Origin of the sequence: Pseudomonas sp., from assembly GCF_049590575.1 — a bacterium.
GTDB lineage: Bacteria > Pseudomonadota > Gammaproteobacteria > Pseudomonadales > Pseudomonadaceae > Aquipseudomonas.
The window spans coordinates 16303-34201 of the sequence record NZ_JBAWDE010000366.1; the positions used below are offsets into that span (position 1 = coordinate 16303).

Sequence of the window (17899 nt, forward strand, 5' to 3'; positions counted from 1 at the left end):
CTTATTGATTGATCGGATGTTGGCGCAGGAAATCGGCGGCAACAGCGGAGGGGCTTTCATGGTCGACGTCGACCCGCGCATTCAGCTCGCGCATGGTTGCATCGTCGAAGAGTTCGGCCAGGGGCTTGAGGTCAGCAGCCAGTTGCGGGTGAGCGTCCAGGTAGACCTGACGCACCACGGGCGCGGCGGTGTAGTCCGGGAAGTAGTGCTTGTCGTCTTCCAGCAGCTTCAGTTTGAAGGCGTTCAGGCGACCGTCGGTGGTGTAGACCAAGCCGGCAAACACCTGGCCATTACGCAGCGCGGTGTAGACCAGGCCGGCGTCCATCTGCCGGGTATTTTTGCGGGTCAGGTTCATGTCGTAGAGCTTGACCATGCCACCCATGCCGTCGGAGCGGTTGGCGAACTCGGTATCCAGGGCCACCAGACGGTTTTGTTTGCTGTCCTCGGCGAGGGCTTTGGTCAGGTCGCTGATGCTGTTGATCTGCGGGAATTCCTTGGCCACCTTGTCGGGCAGCGCCAACGCGTAGGTGTTGCTGAATTTCGACGGCGACAGCCAGACCAGGCCTTTTTTCGCGTCGAGTTCTTTCACACGGGCGTAGGTTTGTTCGCTGTCGAGTTTCTCGTCGACATGGTTATAGGCCACCAGCGACACGCCGGTGTATTCCCAGAGCATATCCAGTTGCCCGCTTTCCTGGGCGCTGCGCGCCAGGTTGCTGCCCAGGCCGCCGGTCACGCGGGTGTCGTAGCCCTTCGCGCGCAGGTACTGGGAGGTGATTTCGGCAAGCAGGGTCTGTTCGGTGAACACCCGGGCGCCGATGCGGATTACCGGTTTTTCAGCGGCTTGAGCAACCCCTGCAAACAGCAGGACGCAGCTCAATATCAACGTCAGTTTTTTCATGTGATTTCCTTTGCCAAGCCTTAAGACGGACGCAACCCGCGTTCCAGCCAGAGGCGGCTGGCCATGGTCACCAGACCGTCAAGCAGCAACGCCAGCAGCGCGGTGCACGCGGCGCCGAGCAACAGTTGCGGCTGATTGTTCAGGGCGATGCCGGGGAAGATCAGGCTGCCCAGGCTGTTGGCACCAATCAGGAACGCCAGCGGTGCGGTGCCGACGTTGATCGCCAGGGCCACGCGCACACCGCCGATGATGATCGGCACGGCATTCGGCAGCTCCACGCGAAACAGCACCTGACGCGGCGTCATGCCGATGCCGGTGGCGGCTTCTTTCAGGGAACCTTGAACGTTTTTCAGGCCTTCGTAGGTGTTGCGCACGATGGGCAACAAGGAGGCGAGGAACAGGGCGAAGATCGCCGGGCCGCTGCCGATGCCGAGGACGCCGAGGGCGATGGCCAGTACGGCCAGGGGAGGGACGGTGTTGCCGATGTTGAAGATCTGCATGAAGCGTTCTGCGCGCCCGACCATGTTCGGTCGGCTGAGCAGGATACCGGCGGGGATGCCCACAACAAGGGCCGCCAGCATGGAGACTAGAACAAGGATCAAATGAGCTTGCAGGTAAAACAACAAATCGTCGCGGTACAGTTCGATCGTGTTGATGCCGATCCAGTGGATCAGCAGGGCCAGGAGAGCGACGACAACCACTCCTCCTATCAGCCCTTTGCCATAGCGAATAGCCACAGGCGGACTCCTTTTTTTCTTCTGTCGGCGTCCACATTCTCCGGCGGCAATGCCATTGCTGGCTGCCTCTGAATGTGGTCGCGAAATGCAGCTCGTCGATACCGGCAATGCGGTATGTATCCGAGCCATGAGCGCAGCCTCGTCAGGCTAACTTGCTGATTTATCAGCCCCTGTTCCGAGTGCCGTAGCAGGGGAGTGGACGTCTCTACCTTTTAAAAGGTTCCACACTTGGCAGCATTTAGCCACCCCCAATCGGGTGAACGGTGGTCCGTCCCCCTGGGTTTGCGCTATACTCGCCGCCCTTTTTTGACTCACCTGCCAGGCGATTTCCCATGACCCACCAGGCCGCCGAAGTCGCGAAACGCCGCACTTTCGCCATTATTTCCCACCCCGATGCCGGTAAAACCACCATCACCGAGAAGCTCCTGCTGATGGGCAAGGCAATCGCTGTGGCCGGCACGGTGAAATCACGCAAATCCGACCGCCATGCCACCTCCGACTGGATGGAAATGGAAAAACAACGGGGTATTTCCATTACCACGTCGGTCATGCAGTTCCCGTATCGCGAGCACATGGTCAACCTGCTCGACACCCCGGGCCACGAAGACTTCTCCGAAGACACCTACCGCACCCTGACCGCGGTGGACTCGGCGTTGATGGTCCTCGACGGCGGTAAAGGCGTTGAGCCGCGTACCATCGCGCTGATGGACGTGTGCCGGCTGCGTGACACGCCAATCGTCAGTTTCATCAACAAACTCGACCGCGATATCCGCGACCCGATCGAGTTGCTCGATGAAATCGAAGCGGTCCTCAAGATCAAGGCCGCGCCGATCACCTGGCCGATCGGTTGCTATCGTGATTTCAAGGGCGTGTACCACCTGGCCGACGACTACATCATTGTCTACACCGCCGGCCACGGTCACGAACGTACCGAAACCAAGGTCATCGAAAAACTCGACTCGGATGAAGCCCGCGCCCACCTGGGTGACGAGTACGACCGTTTTGTCGAGCAGCTGGAACTGGTGCAGGGCGCCTGCCACGCGTTCAACCAGCAGGAATTCCTCGACGGCCAGCTGACCCCGGTGTTCTTCGGTACCGCACTGGGCAACTTCGGTGTCGACCATGTGCTCGACGCCGTGGTGGACTGGGCGCCGAAGCCGCTGGCCCGCGTTGCCAACGAGCGCACCGTGGAGCCGGTCGAAGAGAAATTCAGCGGTTTCGTGTTCAAGATCCAGGCGAACATGGACCCCAAGCACCGCGACCGTATCGCCTTTATGCGCATCTGCTCCGGCCGCTACGAAAAAGGCATGAAGATGCGCCACGTGCGTACCGGCAAGGACGTGCGCATCGGCGACGCCCTGACGTTCTTCTCCTCCGAGCGTGAACAGCTCGAAGAAGCCTACGCCGGCGACATCATCGGCCTGCACAACCACGGCACCATCCAGATCGGCGACACCTTCACCGAAGGCGAAGCGCTGGGCTTCACCGGCATCCCGCACTTCGCCCCGGAACTGTTCCGCCGCGTACGCCTGCGTGACCCGCTCAAGTCCAAGCAACTGCGCCAGGGTTTGCAGCAGTTGGCGGAAGAGGGCGCCACCCAGGTGTTCTTCCCCGAGCGCAGCAACGACATCATCCTCGGCGCCGTCGGTGTGCTGCAGTTCGATGTGGTCGCCAGCCGCCTGAAAGAGGAATACAAGGTCGAATGCTCCTACGAGCCAATCACCGTGTACTCCGCGCGCTGGATCGATTGCAGCGATAAGAAGAAGTTGGAAGAGTTCTCCAACAAGGCCGTGGAAAACCTCGCGATCGACGGCGGTGGTCACCTGACTTACCTGGCTCCGACCCGGGTCAACCTGGCGCTAATGGAAGAGCGCTGGCCGGACGTGAAATTCCGCGCGACCCGCGAACACCACTAATTCCTGAGCGCCGCAAAACAAAATGTGGGAGGGGGCTTGCCCCCTCCCACATTTTTTTATCTCCATCAAGCGTGGGATTGGCGATAACCCTGTATCGGGTCTAGCGTTTACCCACTGACTGTAAAGGAGACAATCGTGCGAAATACTCAACGCGCCATCCCCCTGGTGTTGCTGGCCTCCCTGGGGCTGACGGCCCTTCCTGCCCTGGCGGGCGCGGGCACGCCCCAGTGGAAAGACACCGGCCCGGTCACCAAGAAAAAGCAGAACGAAGTCAATTCCGGCAGTTGGCAGCCCCAGGCCCAGCCTGCGCCGAAGGAGGATGCGGAAAACCCCTATAACGACGGCGAAGACAGTGAAACCTATGATGACGGTGAAACCTGATAGCTGGCGCGAACGCGCTATCAGAACTAGCTTCAATGACTGGCGACGGTAAACCACTGTCGTACGGATTCATCTACTGACTGGACGGAAATCGACCATGAGTATTTTTCAACGTGTAGTGCTGTTGATAAAAGTGATGGTGTTGATGTCGTTGGGAATGTCGGCGGCCTGGGCGCATACCCCGGTGCAGGGCGGTCAGGCGAGTTTTTCGGCGTCGCACGATACGGCTCTGCTACTGGCCAAGTCCGAGGCCGAGCCTGGCGACCAGGGCCAAGGTGGCAGCGAGGACGATGACGATTCGACCACCCACGAACCGGACAGCGATGACCCGGACGATGATGACGGCGACAGCCAGACGTAGCTCAAACGCAAAAAGAAAGCCCCTCCCAACCGGCTGATGCGCAACCTGATGGGAAGGGCTGTAGAACACTGACAACGCCCTGGGCTCAGCACCCAGGGCGTTTTTATTGCGGGCTCACGCCACAAACTGCTCCGCGTAGTGGCAGGCCACCTGACGGTTATCCAGCGGCCGCAACAGCGGCTCCTCGCTGCTGCAACGCGCGGTCGCGTACGGGCAGCGCTTGTGGAAAGCGCAGCCGGACGGCGGGTTCAGCGGGTTGGGCAACTCACCGACAATCTTGATTTTCGGCTTGTTCGGGTCCGGGTGGATGGTCGGGGTCGCCGACAGCAGCGCCTGGGTGTAGGGGTGCAGCGGGCGCGCGTAGATATCGTCCTTGGGGCCCACTTCCACCGGGCGGCCGAGGTACATCACCATCACGTCGTCGGCAACGTGCTGCACCACCGCCAGGTTGTGGGAGATGAACACGTAGGCCGTGTTGAACTCCTGCTGCAGGTCCATGAACAGGTTGAGCACCTGCGCCTGGATCGACACGTCCAGCGCCGAGGTGGGCTCGTCCGCCACCAGCACTTTGGGTTGCAGCATCATCGCGCGGGCCAGGGCGATCCGCTGGCGCTGGCCACCGGAGAACATGTGCGGATAGCGCTGATAATGCTCGGGGCGCAGGCCCACCTGCTTCATCATCGCCTGGACCTTTTCACGGCGCTCGGCGGCAGACAGGTTGGTGTTGATCAGCAGCGGCTCGCCGAGTTGATCGCCGACCTTCTGGCGCGGGTTCAACGAGGCGTACGGGCTCTGAAACACCATCTGCACGTCTTTGCGCAATTGCTTGCGCTGGGCCTTGTCGGCGCCGGCGACTTCCTGGCCGGCGATTTTCAAGGAACCCGACGACGGCTCTTCAATCAGCGTGAGCGCGCGGGCCAGGGTGGACTTGCCGCAACCCGACTCACCGACAACGGCGAGGGTTTTGCCGGCTTCCAGCTCGAAGGACACACCATTGAGCGCGCGCACGGTGGCGTGGCCCTTGAACAGGCCACGGGACACTTCGTAGTGACGGGTCAGGTCGCGGGCGGTAAGAACGACGGCCATTACGCCACCTCCTGGTTCAAGGGGTAGAAGCAGCGCGCAAGGCTGTGGGATTTAGGGTCCAGGCCCGGGCGGGTCTGGCGGCAGCTTTCCTGCACGTACGGGCAGCGTGGCGACAGCAGGCAACCCTGCGGGCGGTCATAGCGGCCGGGCACGATGCCCGGCAACGTGGCCAGCCGCGTGGCGCCCAGGCTGTGCTCGGGGATCGCCTTGAGCAACGCTTCGCTGTACGGGTGCGCCGGAATGTCGAACAGTTGCGGCACCTGGCCGACTTCCACCGCCTGGCCTGCGTACATCACGCACACGCGCTGGGCGGTTTCCGCCACGACCGCGAGGTCGTGGGTGATCAGCACCAGGCCCATGTTCTGCTCTTTCTGCAGGGCCAGCAGCAGGTCCATGATCTGCGCCTGAATGGTCACGTCCAACGCCGTGGTCGGTTCGTCGGCGATCAGCAGTTTCGGCTCGCCGGCAATGGCCATGGCGATGGCCACACGTTGGCTCATACCACCGGACAGCTGGTGCGGGTAAGCATCCATACGGCTGGCTGCGCCCGGGATTTCGACCTTTTCCAACAGTTCGATGGCACGCTTGCGCGCTTGCTTGCCGGACATTTTCAGGTGCAGGCGCAACACTTCTTCGATCTGGAAACCCACGGTGTAGCTGGGGTTCAGCGCGGTCATCGGGTCCTGGAACACCATCGCCAGGTCTTTGCCGACGATCTGGCGACGCTGGCGGTTGCTCAGCTTGAGCATGTCCTTGCCGTCGAAGTTCAGCGCGTCGGCGGTGACGATGCCGGGGTGCTCGATCAGGCCCATCAGCGCCATCATGGTCACGGATTTACCCGAACCCGACTCGCCAACGATCGCCAGCACTTCGCCTTTGTCGACGGAAATGTCGAGGCCATCGACCACCGGCACGGCGGTCTTGTCGCCGAAGCGGACATTGAGATTCTTGATTTCTAACAGTGACATGGGAATCTCCTCAGGCGGCGTTCTTGAGTTTCGGGTCCAGCGCATCGCGCAGGCCGTCACCCATCAAGTTGATTGCCAGCACGCTGAGCAAAATGGTCAAACCAGGCAAGCTCACCACCCACCAGGCGCGTTCGATGTAGTCACGGGCCGATGCCAGCATGGTGCCCCACTCAGGGGTTGGCGGTTGTACGCCAAGGCCGAGGAAGCCCAGGGCCGCGGCATCGAGGATCGCCGAAGAGAAACTCAGGGTCGCCTGGACGATCAGCGGCGCCATGCAGTTGGGCAGCACGGTGATGAACATCAAGCGTGGCAGGCCGGCGCCGGCGAGGCGGGCGGCGGTCACGTAGTCACGGTTCAGCTCGCCCATTACCGCTGCGCGGGTCAGGCGCACATAGGACGGCAGCGAGACGATGGCGATGGCGATCACGGTGTTGATCAGGCCAGGGCCGAGGATCGCGACAATCGCAACCGCCAGCAGCAGCGACGGCAGGGCCAGCATGATGTCCATCAAACGCATGATGGTCGGGCCAAGCAGGCGCGGGAAGAACCCGGCGAACAGACCCAGCAGGATGCCCGGGATCAGCGACATCACCACCGACGACAAGCCGATCAGCAACGACAGGCGCGAACCCTGGATCAGGCGCGACAGCAGATCACGGCCCAGTTCGTCGGTGCCGAGCAGGAACTGGATCTGCCCGCCTTCGAGCCACGACGGCGGGGTCAGCAGGAAGTCGCGGTATTGCTCGCTCGGGTTATGCGGCGCGACCCAAGGGGCGAACAGCGCGCAGAACACGATCAGCAACATGAACAGCAGGCCGGCAACCGCGCCTTTGTTCTTGGAAAAGGCTTGCCAGAATTCTTTGTACGGGGACGGGTACAGCAGGCTTTGATCGACTGCTGACACTGGAGTAGGTGTGGTCATGGTCTTGATCTCAGCGCTGGTGACGGATGCGTGGGTTGGCGAAGCCGTAGAGGATATCCACCACGAAGTTCACCAGGATCACCAGGCAGGCGATCAGCAGAATGCCGTTTTGCACCACCGGGTAGTCCCGCGCGCCAATGGCTTCGATCAGCCATTTGCCGATGCCGGGCCACGAGAAGATGGTCTCGGTCAGTACCGCACCGGCCAGCAGGGTGCCGACTTGCAGGCCAACCACGGTCAGTACCGGGATCAGCGCGTTACGCAGGCCGTGCACGAACACTACGCGCGCCGGCGACAGGCCTTTGGCCTTGGCGGTGCGGATGTAGTCTTCACGCAGGACTTCGAGCATCGACGAACGGGTCATCCGCGCAATCACCGCCAGCGGGATGGTGCCGAGCACGATGGCCGGCAGGATCAGGTGGTGCAGGGCGTCGAAGAACGCGTCCGGCTCGTCAGCCAGCAGGGTGTCGATCAGCATGAAACCGGTGCGCGGCTCGATGTCGTAGAGCAGGTCGATACGCCCGGATACCGGGGTCCAGCCCAGGCTCACCGAGAAGAACATGATCAGGATCAGGCCCCACCAGAAGATCGGCATCGAATATCCCGCCAGGGAGATGCCCATCACCCCATGGTCGAACAGGGATCCTCGCTTGAGTGCCGCAATTACCCCGGCCAACAGGCCCAGGATACCGGCGAACAACAGGGCGGCCATGGACAGTTCCAGGGTCGCGGGGAACAGGGCGGTGAATTCGGTCCACACGCTGGTACGCGTGCGCAAGGATTCGCCGAGGTCGCCTTGGGCGAGCTTGCCCACATAGTCCAGGTATTGCGCATACAGAGGCTTGTTAAGGCCAAGGCGTTCCATTGCCTGTGCGTGCATCTCGGGGTCGACGCGCCGCTCGCCCATCATGACTTCGACAGGGTCGCCAGGGATCATGCGAATCAACGCAAACGTGAGCAACGTTATGCCGAAAAAAGTGGGGATCAGTAACCCCAATCGGCGGGCAATAAAACTAAACATCTTGTTGTGTACCTCAATCAGCCGGTTAGGCAGGTTCGGCGCCGTCAATAGCGACGGCGCCGAGCGTTTTTCTTATTTACTTCACCTGGGTGGTGGCAAAGTTATTTGTAGTCAGAGGGCTTTGGGTAAAGCCTTCGACGTTTTTGCGCATGGCGGTGAACATTTTCGGGTAAGCCATGGGAATCCATGGTTGGTCCTTGGCGAAAACGTCCAGTGCTTGTTCATAGAGTGCAGCGCGCTGGGTGGGTTCAGCGTCGGCGCGCGCCTTGTCGATCAAGTCCTGAAACTCTTTGTTACACCAGCGGGCGTAGTTTTCGCCGTTTTTGGCTGCATCGCAACTCAGGTTTGGCGTGAGGAAGTTATCCGGGTCGCCGTTGTCGCCCGCCCAGCCGGCAGACACCATGTCGTGCTCGCCAGCTTTGGCGCGCTTGAGCATCTCGCCCCATTCCATGACCTTGATGTTGACCTTCAGGCCAATCTGGGCCAAATCCGCCTGCATGCGCTGGGCGCCGAGCATCGGGTTAGGGTTGGTCGGGCCGCCGCCGTTACGGGTGAACAGGGTGAACTCGGTGCCTTCCGGTACACCGGCTTCCTTGAGCAGGGCGCGGGCCTTGTCGAGGTCGCGCGGCGGGTTTTTCAGTTTGTCGCTGAAGCCCAGCAGGGTCGGTGGGTAAGGACCGGTGGCGTCGACCGCGTTGCCTTTGCCGTACAGGGACTCGTTGTAGCCTTTTTTGTCGAACGCGATGTTGATCGCGTGGCGCACCCGCGCGTCGCTCATGTACTTGTGGGTGGTGTTCAGGGCGGTGTAGCTGGTGGTCATCGCCGCCAGTTCCGCGACCTTCAGGTTCGGGTCGGCCTTCATGCTTGGCACGTCATCCGGTTTCGGATACAGCGCGATCTGGCACTCGTTGGCCTTGAGCTTTTGCAGGCGCACGTTGTTATCGGTGGTGATCGCCAGGATCAGCGGGTCAGCCGGCGGCTTGCCACGGAAGTAGTCCGGGTTGGCCTTGAAGCGCACCTGGGCGTCCTTGGCGTAGCGGGTGAAGATGAACGGGCCGGTGCCGATCGGCTTGGCATTCAGGTCATCGGTCTTGCCGGACTTGAGCAACTGGTCGGCGTATTCGGCGGAGTGGATCGAGGAAAACGCCATGGCCAGGTCGGCCAGGAACGGTGCTTCAGGGCGGGTCAGGGTGAAGACCACGGTGCGGTCATCGGTCTTGGTCACGCTTTTGAGCAGTTCCTTGAAGCCCATGCTTTCAAAGTATGGGTAGCCCACGTTGGACTTCTTATGCCACGGGTGATTCGGGTCCAGCTGACGCTGGAAGCTCCAAAGTACGTCGTCGGCATTCAGGTTGCGCGTGGGTTTGAAGTAGTCGGTGGTGTGGAACTTGATGTCGTCACGCAGGTGGAACGTGTAGGTCAGGCCATCTGCGCTGATCTCGGGCAGGTCTTTGGCCAGCGCGGGGATCACTTCGGTGGTGCCGGGCTTGAAGTCGACCAGGCGGTTGAACATGGTTTCAGCCGCGGCGTCAGCGGTGACGGCCGTGGTGTACAGGACCGGGTCGAAACCTTCCGGGCTGGCTTCGGTGCAGACCACCAGCGGTTTGGCCGAAATGCCGACAGCCACGCTCAACAGGGCGGCAGCGATGGCGGCTTGTAGCGGGAGCATTTTCATTCAGAGCCTCTGCAATCGATGGGACCAGACAAGCGTAGACGCCGGGCTCGTCCTGAGCCCGGCGTTTACCTGGTGCTAATTAAAGAATGTTGAATGGAACGGTGGTAACCAGGCGGAACTCTTTGATGTTGCCGTCAGGCTGTTCGGCGCTCGCACGGTGAGTTACGTAGGTACCACGGATGGTGGTGGCCTTGAGCGGGCCGCTCTGAATGGCGTAAGCCGCGCCAACCCCGTATTCCTGGTGTTTCTCGCCATCCATCAGGCGCAGGTCGCTACGCGAACGCCCTGCGGTGCCGTACGCGGTGCCCGTGTAGTGAGTACCGTCGATGCCCCAGCCACGTGCCGAGTAGACGTTGAACTTCAAGCCAGGCACGCCGTATTCGGCCATGTTGATGCCGTAGGCGACTTGGAAGGACTTCTCGTTCGGGGCGTTGAAGTCGGACGTCAGGGAGTTGGCCAGGTAGATGCCGTTGGTTTCGTGCAGGTAGTCGAAGTACTCGTTACCGTTCACTTGCTGGTACGAGAAGGTCAGGCTGTGAGCCTGGTGGGTCAGTCCCAGGGACAACGAGTAGGTATCGTTGTCGATGTTGCCCATCTTCTTGCTGCCGGTATCGGTGGTCTTGTAGTAGTTCAGGCCGGTGGTCAGTGCCAGGGTCCGGCTATCGCCCAATTCGTGGGTGGCGCCGAAGTAGTACTGGTTCCAGAAGTCTTCGACGTTGGCGGCGAACAGGCTGGTTTTCAGGCTAGCGAACGGCTGGTAGTTGAGACCCAGGGTCTTGACCTTGTCGGTCTCCTGGCCATTACCGTACTCAGACACGAATTTGGTCAGGCTCTGCTCGGTACGTGGTGAAACGCGGTCGAAGATGCCGCCCTGGAACGACAGGTTGCTCAGCTCTTCGCTGTTGAAACTCACACCTTCGAAGCTCGACGGCAGGGCACGGTTGCCGATGGTGTCGACGATGCCGCTGCTGAAGTTCTGACGACCGGCGGTCAAGGTGGTGTTCGAAACACGGAACTTGACGTTGGCCAGGCCCAGTTTGCTCCACTGGCCTACGGCATCGCCATCGGAGTCAGCCAGGGTCCGGTTGGAGCCGCCCTTGATGTCACGCTTGCTGCGGTCCAGGACCAGCGCGTTGTAGACCGCCACTTCAGTGCTCACGCCAACGGTACCCTGGGTGAAGCCCGAGGTAGCGTTGAGGATGGTGCCTTGTACCCAGTTGGTACGGTTGGCGTCGGTACGCGTTTGATTGTGCTTCTCGTAGCTGAAACGCTGGCCACGGAATCTATTTTCGCTGGAGTACCAGTTACGGGTTGTGCCGCCCAGGCTGAATCCATCGATAAAACCTTTGGCCTCGCTTTGGGCGCTGGTGCCGGCCAGTGTGGTAGGAACGAATTCCTGGCTGGCGGGTTCAGCGTAGGCGGTGGCCGTGATGCTGCTGATGGCCAGGGCCAGAAGCGCTTTGCTGCTCAGTTTCATGGGTTGAAGCTCCTTTGGTTCTCTTTTTAATGCCGGTCTTTTTTGGTGATCCGGCTATTGGGTGTGTAACTCGTTCAAGCCTCTGCAAACGTTTGCCGTAGGAAAAATCCCAATAAAAGGCTGCACGTTTGCAGCAAGACGGCGAGCCGCCCTGCGCAATCCGGTTATTTTCTTATGGGGTAATGCTGACGCCCGAGAACACGTTGCGGCCGAAGGGGCTCACTTTGAAACCTTCGACTTTGGCGCTTAACGGCTGGTTGACCGTCGAGTGGGCGACTGGCGTGATCGGCACCTGCTGCTTGAGCAGTTGCTGCGCCTGTTTATACAGAACCGTCCTTTGTTCGCGGTCGGTGACGACCTTGGCTTGCTTGATCAGCTTGTCGTACGCGGGGTCACACCACATCGAGTAGTTGTTCCCGCCGATGGCGTCGCAGCTGTACAGAGTGCCCAGCCAGTTGTCCGGGTCACCGTTGTCGCCGGTCCAGCCGATCAGGCTGATATCGTGCTCACCGTTCTTGGTGCGCTTGATGTATTCGCCCCATTCGTAGCTGACGATCTTGACCTTGAGGCCGATCTTGGCCCAGTCGCTTTGCAGCATCTCGGCCATCAGCTTGGCGTTGGGGTTGTACGGCCGTTGCACCGGCATCGCCCACAGGGTGATTTCGGTGCCTTCCTTCACGCCGGCAGCCTTGAGCAGTTCCTTGGCTTTTTCCGGATTGTAGGCGGCGTCCTTGATGGTGTCGTCGTAGGACCACTGCGTTGGCGGCATGGCGTTGACCGCCAATTGCCCCGCGCCCTGGTACACGGCATTCAGGATGCTCTGCTTGTTCACTGCCATGTCCAGCGCCTGGCGCACTTCGAGCTGGTCGAACGGCTTGTGGCGCACGTTATAGGCGATATAGCCGAGGTTGAACCCGGGCTTGGTCAGCAGTTGCAGGTTCGGGTCGGCCTTGAGTGCATCGACGTCGGCCGGGCGCGGGTGCAGGGTGACCTGGCATTCGCCGGCCTTGAGCTTTTGCACGCGTACCGAGGCGTCGGTGTTGATGGCGAAGATCAGTTGGTCCAGCTTGACCTTGCTCGGGTCCCAGTACTGCTTGTTGGCCACATAGCGGATCTGCGAGTCTTTCTGATAACGCTGAAACACAAACGGCCCAGTGCCGATCGGCTTCTGGTTGATGTCGCTGGGCTTGCCTTCCTTGAGCAACTGGTCGGCGTATTCGGCCGAGAGGATTGCGGCAAAGCTCATGGCGATGTTCTGCACGAACGCGGCGTCGACCGAGTTCAGGGTCATCACCACGGTGTAGGGGCCGGTCTTCTCGACCTTGGCGATGTTCTTGTTCAGGCTCATCCCGTTGAAGTACGGAAACTCGGTGGGGTAGGCCTTGCGAAACGGGTGGTCGGGGTCAAGCATGCGGTTGAAGGTGAACAGCACGTCGTCGGCGTTGAAATCGCGCGTCGGCTTGAATTCCTTGTTGCTGTGGAATTTCACCCCTTCACGCAGGTGAAAGGTGTAGGTCAGGCCGTCTTCGGAAATATCCCACTTGGTCGCCAGCGCAGGCACCACGTTGGTCGCGCCTTTTTCAAACTCGACCAGGCGGTTGTACAGCGGCTCGGCCGCATCGTTGTCGGTGGCGGTGGTGTATTGCGCAGTGTCAAACCCTGCCGGGCTGCCTTCAGAGCAGAACAACAGGCTCTTCTTGTCGGCGGCCTGGCCCATCGTGGCCACAGCCAGCAGGCTGGTGCCAAAAATTGCGGATAGAACGGTGGTATGGCGCATGACGATCCCGATCCTTGTTTGTAATTGTCATCAGCAAGCAATCACCCCGGTCGCATGACCGGGGAGACATCACTGATCCCACGCATAGCAAGTGCCTTTCCCTGTGTGGCGCTTCTGCTGTCCTACGACGTTAGGGGTCGCGGAGCAGGCAGTAAATGCGCCAAAACGGATTGACCTTGTAGGCAACAGAGCAACATTTCGCAGTCCGTAGCTGTAGGACGCAGCGACTGCAAATGTGACCTGTTTCCTGGAGGCCAGGCAGATGCAATAACGGCGACGTTACGAAACGTCGCCGCTACTGATCTTTACTTGCCGCTTACGCTCACGCCGTAGAAGGAGTTCAAGCCAAACGGGCTGATCTTGAAGTCCTGCACGGTGTTGCGCATGGGTTGATACACCGTCGAGTGCGCGATAGGTGTCATCGGGACTGCATCTTTGAGGATATGTTGCGCCTGCTTGTACAGCTCGGTGCGTTTGGCGACATCCGATGTGGCCTTGGCTTCTTTCACGATGCCGTCGAATTTTTTGTCGCACCATTTGGAGAAGTTGTTACCGGCCAGCGAGTCGCAGCCGAACAACACGTTCAGCCAGTTGTCCGGGTCACCATTGTCGCCGCTCCAGCCAATGATCATGGCCTGGTTTTCGCCGCCTTTGGAGCGCTTGATGTACTCGCCCCATTCGTAGCTGGTGATCTTGACCTTCAGGCCGATCTTGGACCAGTCGTTCTGCAGCATTTCAGCCATCAGCTTGGCGTTCGGGTTGTACGGACGCTGAACCGGCATGGCCCACAGCACGATCTCGGTGCCTTCCTTGACGCCGGCTTCCTTGAGCAGCGCCTTGGCTTTCTCAGGGTCGTATTTGGCGTCCTTGATGGTGGTGTCGTAGGACCATTGGGTCGGCGGCATGGCGTTGACGGCCAACTGGCCGGCGCCCTGGTACACGGAGTCGATGATCTGCTGCTTGTTCACCGACATGTCCAGTGCCTGACGCACGCGGATGTCAGCCAGCGGGTTTGGCTGGTCGCTGCCCTTGACCTTGTCCATGACGTTGTAAGCGATGTAGCCCAGGTTGAAACCGGCCTGGTGCGGCAGTTTCAGGTCCTTGTCTTCGCCCAGTGCCTTGAGGTCGGCCGGACGCGGGAACAGGGTGACCTGGCATTCGTTTTTCTTCAGCTTCTGGATACGCACCGACGGGTCGGTGGTGATGGCGAAGATCAGGTTATCGATCTTCACGTCTTCAGGTTTCCAGTAGTCCTTGTTGCCGGTGTAACGGATGTTCGAGTCTTTCTGGTAGCTCTTGAACACGAACGGGCCAGTGCCGATCGGCTTCTGGTTGATGTCCGCGGCTTTGCCTTCCTTCAACAGTTGCGCCGCGTATTCGGCGGACTGGATCGAAGCAAAGCTCATCGCCAGGTTCTGGATGAAGGCCGCGTCCACAGTGCCAAGGGTGAACTTGACGGTGTGGTCATCGACTTTCTCGATGTTCTTGATGTTGGTGTCCATCCCCATGTCCGTGAAGTACGGGAACTCGGTGGGGTAGGCTTTGCGGAACGGATCGTCCTTGTTGATCATGCGGTTGAACGTGAACAGCACGTCATCGGCATTAAAGGTACGGGTCGGCTTGAAGTACGCGGTGGTGTGAAACTTGACGCCGTCGCGCAGGTGGAAGGTGTACGTCAGGCCATCCGGGGACACGTCCCAGGTGGTGGCGAGCCCAGGAATCACAGCGGTGCCGCCGCGTTCGAACTGGGTCAGACGGTTGAACATGGTTTCGGCCGAGGCATCGAAGTCTGTTCCGGTGGTGTACTGGCCTGGATCAAAACCAGCCGGGCTCCCTTCGGAGCAGAACACCAGGTTAGTCGCCGCATGGGCGAATGGGGCTGCGGCCATAAGGCCGGCGCTCACTAATAACGGAAGGACTGCGTTTTTAAGCATGTTGGCCTCATGATTTGTTGTCATTTTTGGTGGTGAGGGCGACCTCGTGAGTCGGCCTGCGGATACTTATGCAGGCGCCATACCCATTGCAAGATGTTGAACCGTTACAAGACTGAAACAGTGGTACGAACGTACAGGAATGTCGCAATTATGAAAGTTTATACATAATTTGGACTATTTAGAGGGTTTTTTCGGTGCAGAGGGGGCACCAAAAAAGCCCAATCGAGGCGTCTTGCGCACTCGATTGGGGCGCTGCTGTTACTTATCCAGACTCACGCCGTAGAAGGGCGTCAGGCCAAAGGGGCTGATCTTGAAGTCTTTGACTTCCTTGCGTAGCGGCTGGAAAACCGTCGAGTTCGCAATAGGCGTTATAGGTACTTGTTCCTTAAGTATTTTTTGCGCCTGTTGATACCACCTGATGCGCTGCTCACGGTCGCTGCTGAGCTTGGCCTGCATGACCAGCTTGTCGTAGCCTGGGTTACACCATTTGGCGTAGTTACTGCCTTTGACCGCAGCACAACTGTAGAGCACGCCGAGCCAGTTATCCGGGTCGCCGTTATCGCCAGTCCAGCCATAAATCATCGCATCGTGCTCGCCGTTTTTAGCGCGCTTGATGTACTCGCCCCACTCATAGCTGACGATGTTGGCCTTGATGCCGATTTTTTCCCAATCCTGCTGGATCATCTGAGCCGACATCCGCGCGTTCGGGTTGGACGCGCGCTGGACCGTCATCGCCCACAAATTGATGGTGGTACCTGGTGCAACCCCTGCTTCTTTTAGTAGCGCCCGCGCCTTCGCCGGATCGTGCGGCGCGTCCTTGATGCTCGGGTCATAAGACCACTGCGCGGGTGGCAGTGCGTTCTGCGCCAATTGCCCGGCGCCCTGGTACACCGCCTTGATGATCGCCGGCTTGTCGATGGCCATGTCCAGCGCCTGGCGCACCTTGAGCTGGTCCAGCGGCGGATGCGTCACGTTGTAGGCCAGGAAACCCAGGTTGAACCCGGCTTGCTGCAGCACGCGCAGGTTGGGGTCCTGTTGCATCACCTCGATATCGGCCGGGCGCGGGTAACCGCTGACCTGGCATTCGCCGGCCTTGAGCTTCTGCAGGCGCGACGCGGCGTCCGGGGTGATGGCGAACACCAGATTGTCGAGCTTCACGTCCTCGGGCTTCCAATACGCTTTATTGGCCACGTAGCGAATCTGCGAGTCTTTCTGGTAGCGCTTGAACACGAACGGCCCGGTGCCCACCGGCTTCTGGTTGATGTCTTCGGCCTTGCCTTTCTTGAGGAGCTGGTCGGCGTATTCGGCGGACTGCACCGAGGCAAAGCTCATGGCCAGGTTCTGCACGAACGACGCATCGACGTTGTTCAAATTGAAACGCAGCGTGTGTGCGTCGATTTTGTCGAGACTCTTGATGGTGGTGTTCAGGCCCATGTCGGTGAAGTACGGCGACTCGGAAGGGTAGGCTTTGCGGAACGGGCTCTCGGCGTCCAGCAGGCGGTTGAAGGTAAACAGCACATCATCTGCGTTGAAATCACGGGTCGGCGTGAAGAAATCGGTGGTGTGGAACTTGACGCCGTCGCGCAGGTGGAAGGTGTAGGTCAGGCCATCTTTGGACACCTCCCAGCGGGTTGCCAGGCCCGGTTCCACCTCGGTGCCGCCGCGCTTGAACTGGGTCAGGCGGTTGAACACGGTTTCAGCAGAGGCATCAAAATCGGTACCGCTGGTGTATTGGCTGGGGTCGAAGCCGGCGGGGCTGGCTTCGGAGCAGTAGACCAGCGTGCTGGCGGCCTGGGCCATGGGCATAAAGGCCAGGAGCCCGGCGGCGACGAGCAGCGGTTTTAAGGTGATTCTTTCCATGGAGACCCCTGAGATGCAGGCAGACGAATCCTGCCCAAACGAAAAAACGGCGGTCACCGAGGTTACCGCCGTTCAGGTTTGTCAGGTAGGGGTTACTGTATCTGCACTTCAATCACGCCATCGGCACTCATGTTGACCTGGCTGGTGCCGGCCTCGACTTCAGGTGTCGGTGCCGAGTCCATGGCGGCTGCTTTCATCATCATGGCGCCACGCGCGTAGGGCTGCGGATAACCGTTGGTGTTGAAGTTCAGGTTGACGATCTTGTAGCCCTTGCCGCCCAGTGCATCGGTGGCCAGTTGCGCGCGAGCCTTGAAGGCGGCTACGGCATCCTTGAGCAGCGCGTCTTCGCTGGACTTGCGAGTGTTGTCGGCGATGGCGAATTCCATGCTGTCCATTTTCAAGCTGTTCAGCAGCTCGCCGGTGAGCTTGGAGAGTGCCGGGAAATCCGCACTTTCCAGGCGCAGCTCAGCGCGCTCACGCCAGCCGGTGATCTTGTGGTTCTTGTTGTCGTAGATCGGGTAACTGTTACGGCCGCCCTGGCGCAGGGTCACGCCTTTGACTTCACGCGCCTCGCCAAGCGCCTTGTTCATCGTGGTGGTGATTTCGGCGGCGAGCTTGGCCGGGTCGGTATTTTGCGATTCGGTATAGAGCGTGACGATCATCTTGTCGCGCGCCACTTCCTGGCTGACTTCGGCACGCAGGGAGATCTGGTTGTAATGCAGCTCATCGGCGGCCATAGCTGGAAGGTTGACGAGTGTTGCAGCGCCGAATGTGATGCAGGCAGCGGTGCGAATCAAACGTGACATAGAAACTCCTGAGGTTGTCCGTAATCGGTATGACTGTAGACGCAGCCATGGGCGCTGTCGGGTTAATGGATACGCAAAAA

15 protein-coding genes are annotated in these 17899 nt (G+C 59.9%); 3 read left to right on the forward strand and 12 right to left on the reverse strand.

What is annotated here, in order from left to right; translation table 11 throughout:
• Window position 1 precedes the first annotated feature (1 nt).
• A complete protein-coding gene (locus tag WBR57_RS25170; protein WP_424087655.1) occupies window positions 2-898 on the reverse strand; it encodes a glycine betaine ABC transporter substrate-binding protein in 897 nt (298 codons plus the stop codon).
• 20 nt (window positions 899-918) lie between these two features.
• The gene (locus WBR57_RS25175) at window positions 919-1635 is read right to left on the reverse strand and encodes an ABC transporter permease (protein ID WP_424087657.1); all 717 of its coding nucleotides are present in this window, start codon (window positions 1633-1635) and stop codon (window positions 919-921) included.
• A gap of 332 nt (window positions 1636-1967) precedes the next feature.
• Here WBR57_RS25175 and WBR57_RS25180 point away from each other — a divergent pair, with 332 nt between their 5' ends.
• The 3 genes from WBR57_RS25180 (at window position 1968) to WBR57_RS25190 (ending at window position 4293) form a co-directional block, all read left to right on the forward strand.
• Window positions 1968-3551, forward strand: a complete 1584-nt coding sequence (locus WBR57_RS25180) for a peptide chain release factor 3 (protein ID WP_424087659.1) — start codon at window positions 1968-1970, stop codon at window positions 3549-3551.
• A gap of 135 nt (window positions 3552-3686) precedes the next feature.
• A complete protein-coding gene (locus WBR57_RS25185; RefSeq protein ID WP_424087661.1) occupies window positions 3687-3932 on the forward strand; it encodes a hypothetical protein in 246 nt (81 codons plus the stop codon).
• Between the two features lie 97 nt (window positions 3933-4029).
• Window positions 4030-4293: a hypothetical protein gene (locus WBR57_RS25190; RefSeq protein ID WP_424087663.1), complete on the forward strand. Its 264-nt coding sequence runs from the start codon at window positions 4030-4032 to the stop codon at window positions 4291-4293.
• 114 nt (window positions 4294-4407) lie between these two features.
• Here WBR57_RS25190 and WBR57_RS25195 read toward each other — a convergent pair whose 3' ends face one another.
• From WBR57_RS25195 to WBR57_RS25240, 10 genes are all read right to left on the reverse strand, one after another.
• Window positions 4408-5379, reverse strand: a complete 972-nt coding sequence (locus WBR57_RS25195; RefSeq protein ID WP_424087665.1) for a peptide ABC transporter ATP-binding protein — start codon at window positions 5377-5379, stop codon at window positions 4408-4410.
• Window positions 5379-6347, reverse strand: coding sequence for an ABC transporter ATP-binding protein (locus WBR57_RS25200; protein ID WP_424087667.1), 969 nt, complete (start codon window positions 6345-6347; stop codon window positions 5379-5381). The genes WBR57_RS25195 and WBR57_RS25200 overlap by 1 nt, the downstream gene beginning before the upstream one ends.
• Before the next feature lie 10 nt (window positions 6348-6357).
• On the reverse strand, window positions 6358-7269 hold the full coding sequence (locus WBR57_RS25205; RefSeq protein WP_026139829.1) for an ABC transporter permease subunit: 912 nt from the start codon (window positions 7267-7269) through the stop codon (window positions 6358-6360).
• 10 nt (window positions 7270-7279) lie between these two features.
• Entirely contained in the window at window positions 7280-8290 is a 1011-nt protein-coding gene (locus WBR57_RS25210) for an ABC transporter permease subunit (protein ID WP_017739471.1), read from the reverse strand.
• Window positions 8291-8366: 76 nt separating this feature from the next.
• Window positions 8367-9965 carry an ABC transporter substrate-binding protein gene (locus WBR57_RS25215; RefSeq protein WP_424087670.1) on the reverse strand — a complete coding sequence of 533 codons (1599 nt, stop codon included), beginning with the start codon at window positions 9963-9965 and terminating at the stop codon, window positions 8367-8369.
• A 79-nt stretch (window positions 9966-10044) separates the two neighbouring features.
• Entirely contained in the window at window positions 10045-11442 is a 1398-nt protein-coding gene (locus tag WBR57_RS25220) for an OprD family outer membrane porin (RefSeq protein ID WP_424087672.1), read from the reverse strand.
• A gap of 172 nt (window positions 11443-11614) precedes the next feature.
• Window positions 11615-13219, reverse strand: a complete 1605-nt coding sequence (locus WBR57_RS25225; protein WP_424087674.1) for an ABC transporter substrate-binding protein — start codon at window positions 13217-13219, stop codon at window positions 11615-11617.
• A gap of 305 nt (window positions 13220-13524) precedes the next feature.
• Window positions 13525-15153, reverse strand: a complete 1629-nt coding sequence (locus WBR57_RS25230; RefSeq protein ID WP_424087676.1) for an ABC transporter substrate-binding protein — start codon at window positions 15151-15153, stop codon at window positions 13525-13527.
• Between the two features lie 258 nt (window positions 15154-15411).
• Entirely contained in the window at window positions 15412-17013 is a 1602-nt protein-coding gene (locus WBR57_RS25235) for an ABC transporter substrate-binding protein (RefSeq protein ID WP_424087678.1), read from the reverse strand.
• Window positions 17014-17105: 92 nt separating this feature from the next.
• The gene (locus WBR57_RS25240) at window positions 17106-17819 is read right to left on the reverse strand and encodes an SIMPL domain-containing protein (RefSeq protein WP_424087680.1); all 714 of its coding nucleotides are present in this window, start codon (window positions 17817-17819) and stop codon (window positions 17106-17108) included.
• Window positions 17820-17899: the final 80 nt, after the last annotated feature.

Excerpts from the sequence above, each read along its gene's own strand:
- WBR57_RS25170 (WP_424087655.1), bottom strand. The coding sequence starts at position 898 with ATGAAAAAACTGACGTTGATATTGAGCTGCGTCCTGCTGTTTGCAGGG.
- WBR57_RS25180 (WP_424087659.1), top strand. The coding sequence starts at position 1,968 with ATGACCCACCAGGCCGCCGAAGTCGCGAAACGCCGCACTTTCGCCATT.
- WBR57_RS25190 (WP_424087663.1), top strand. The coding sequence starts at position 4,030 with ATGAGTATTTTTCAACGTGTAGTGCTGTTGATAAAAGTGATGGTGTTG.
- WBR57_RS25195 (WP_424087665.1), bottom strand. The coding sequence starts at position 5,379 with ATGGCCGTCGTTCTTACCGCCCGCGACCTGACCCGTCACTACGAAGTG.
- WBR57_RS25200 (WP_424087667.1), bottom strand. The coding sequence starts at position 6,347 with ATGTCACTGTTAGAAATCAAGAATCTCAATGTCCGCTTCGGCGACAAG.
- WBR57_RS25205 (WP_026139829.1), bottom strand. The coding sequence starts at position 7,269 with ATGACCACACCTACTCCAGTGTCAGCAGTCGATCAAAGCCTGCTGTAC.
- WBR57_RS25210 (WP_017739471.1), bottom strand. The coding sequence starts at position 8,290 with ATGTTTAGTTTTATTGCCCGCCGATTGGGGTTACTGATCCCCACTTTT.
- WBR57_RS25215 (WP_424087670.1), bottom strand. The coding sequence starts at position 9,965 with ATGAAAATGCTCCCGCTACAAGCCGCCATCGCTGCCGCCCTGTTGAGC.
- WBR57_RS25220 (WP_424087672.1), bottom strand. The coding sequence starts at position 11,442 with ATGAAACTGAGCAGCAAAGCGCTTCTGGCCCTGGCCATCAGCAGCATC.
- WBR57_RS25225 (WP_424087674.1), bottom strand. The coding sequence starts at position 13,219 with ATGCGCCATACCACCGTTCTATCCGCAATTTTTGGCACCAGCCTGCTG.
- WBR57_RS25230 (WP_424087676.1), bottom strand. The coding sequence starts at position 15,153 with ATGCTTAAAAACGCAGTCCTTCCGTTATTAGTGAGCGCCGGCCTTATG.
- WBR57_RS25235 (WP_424087678.1), bottom strand. The coding sequence starts at position 17,013 with ATGGAAAGAATCACCTTAAAACCGCTGCTCGTCGCCGCCGGGCTCCTG.
- WBR57_RS25240 (WP_424087680.1), bottom strand. The coding sequence starts at position 17,819 with ATGTCACGTTTGATTCGCACCGCTGCCTGCATCACATTCGGCGCTGCA.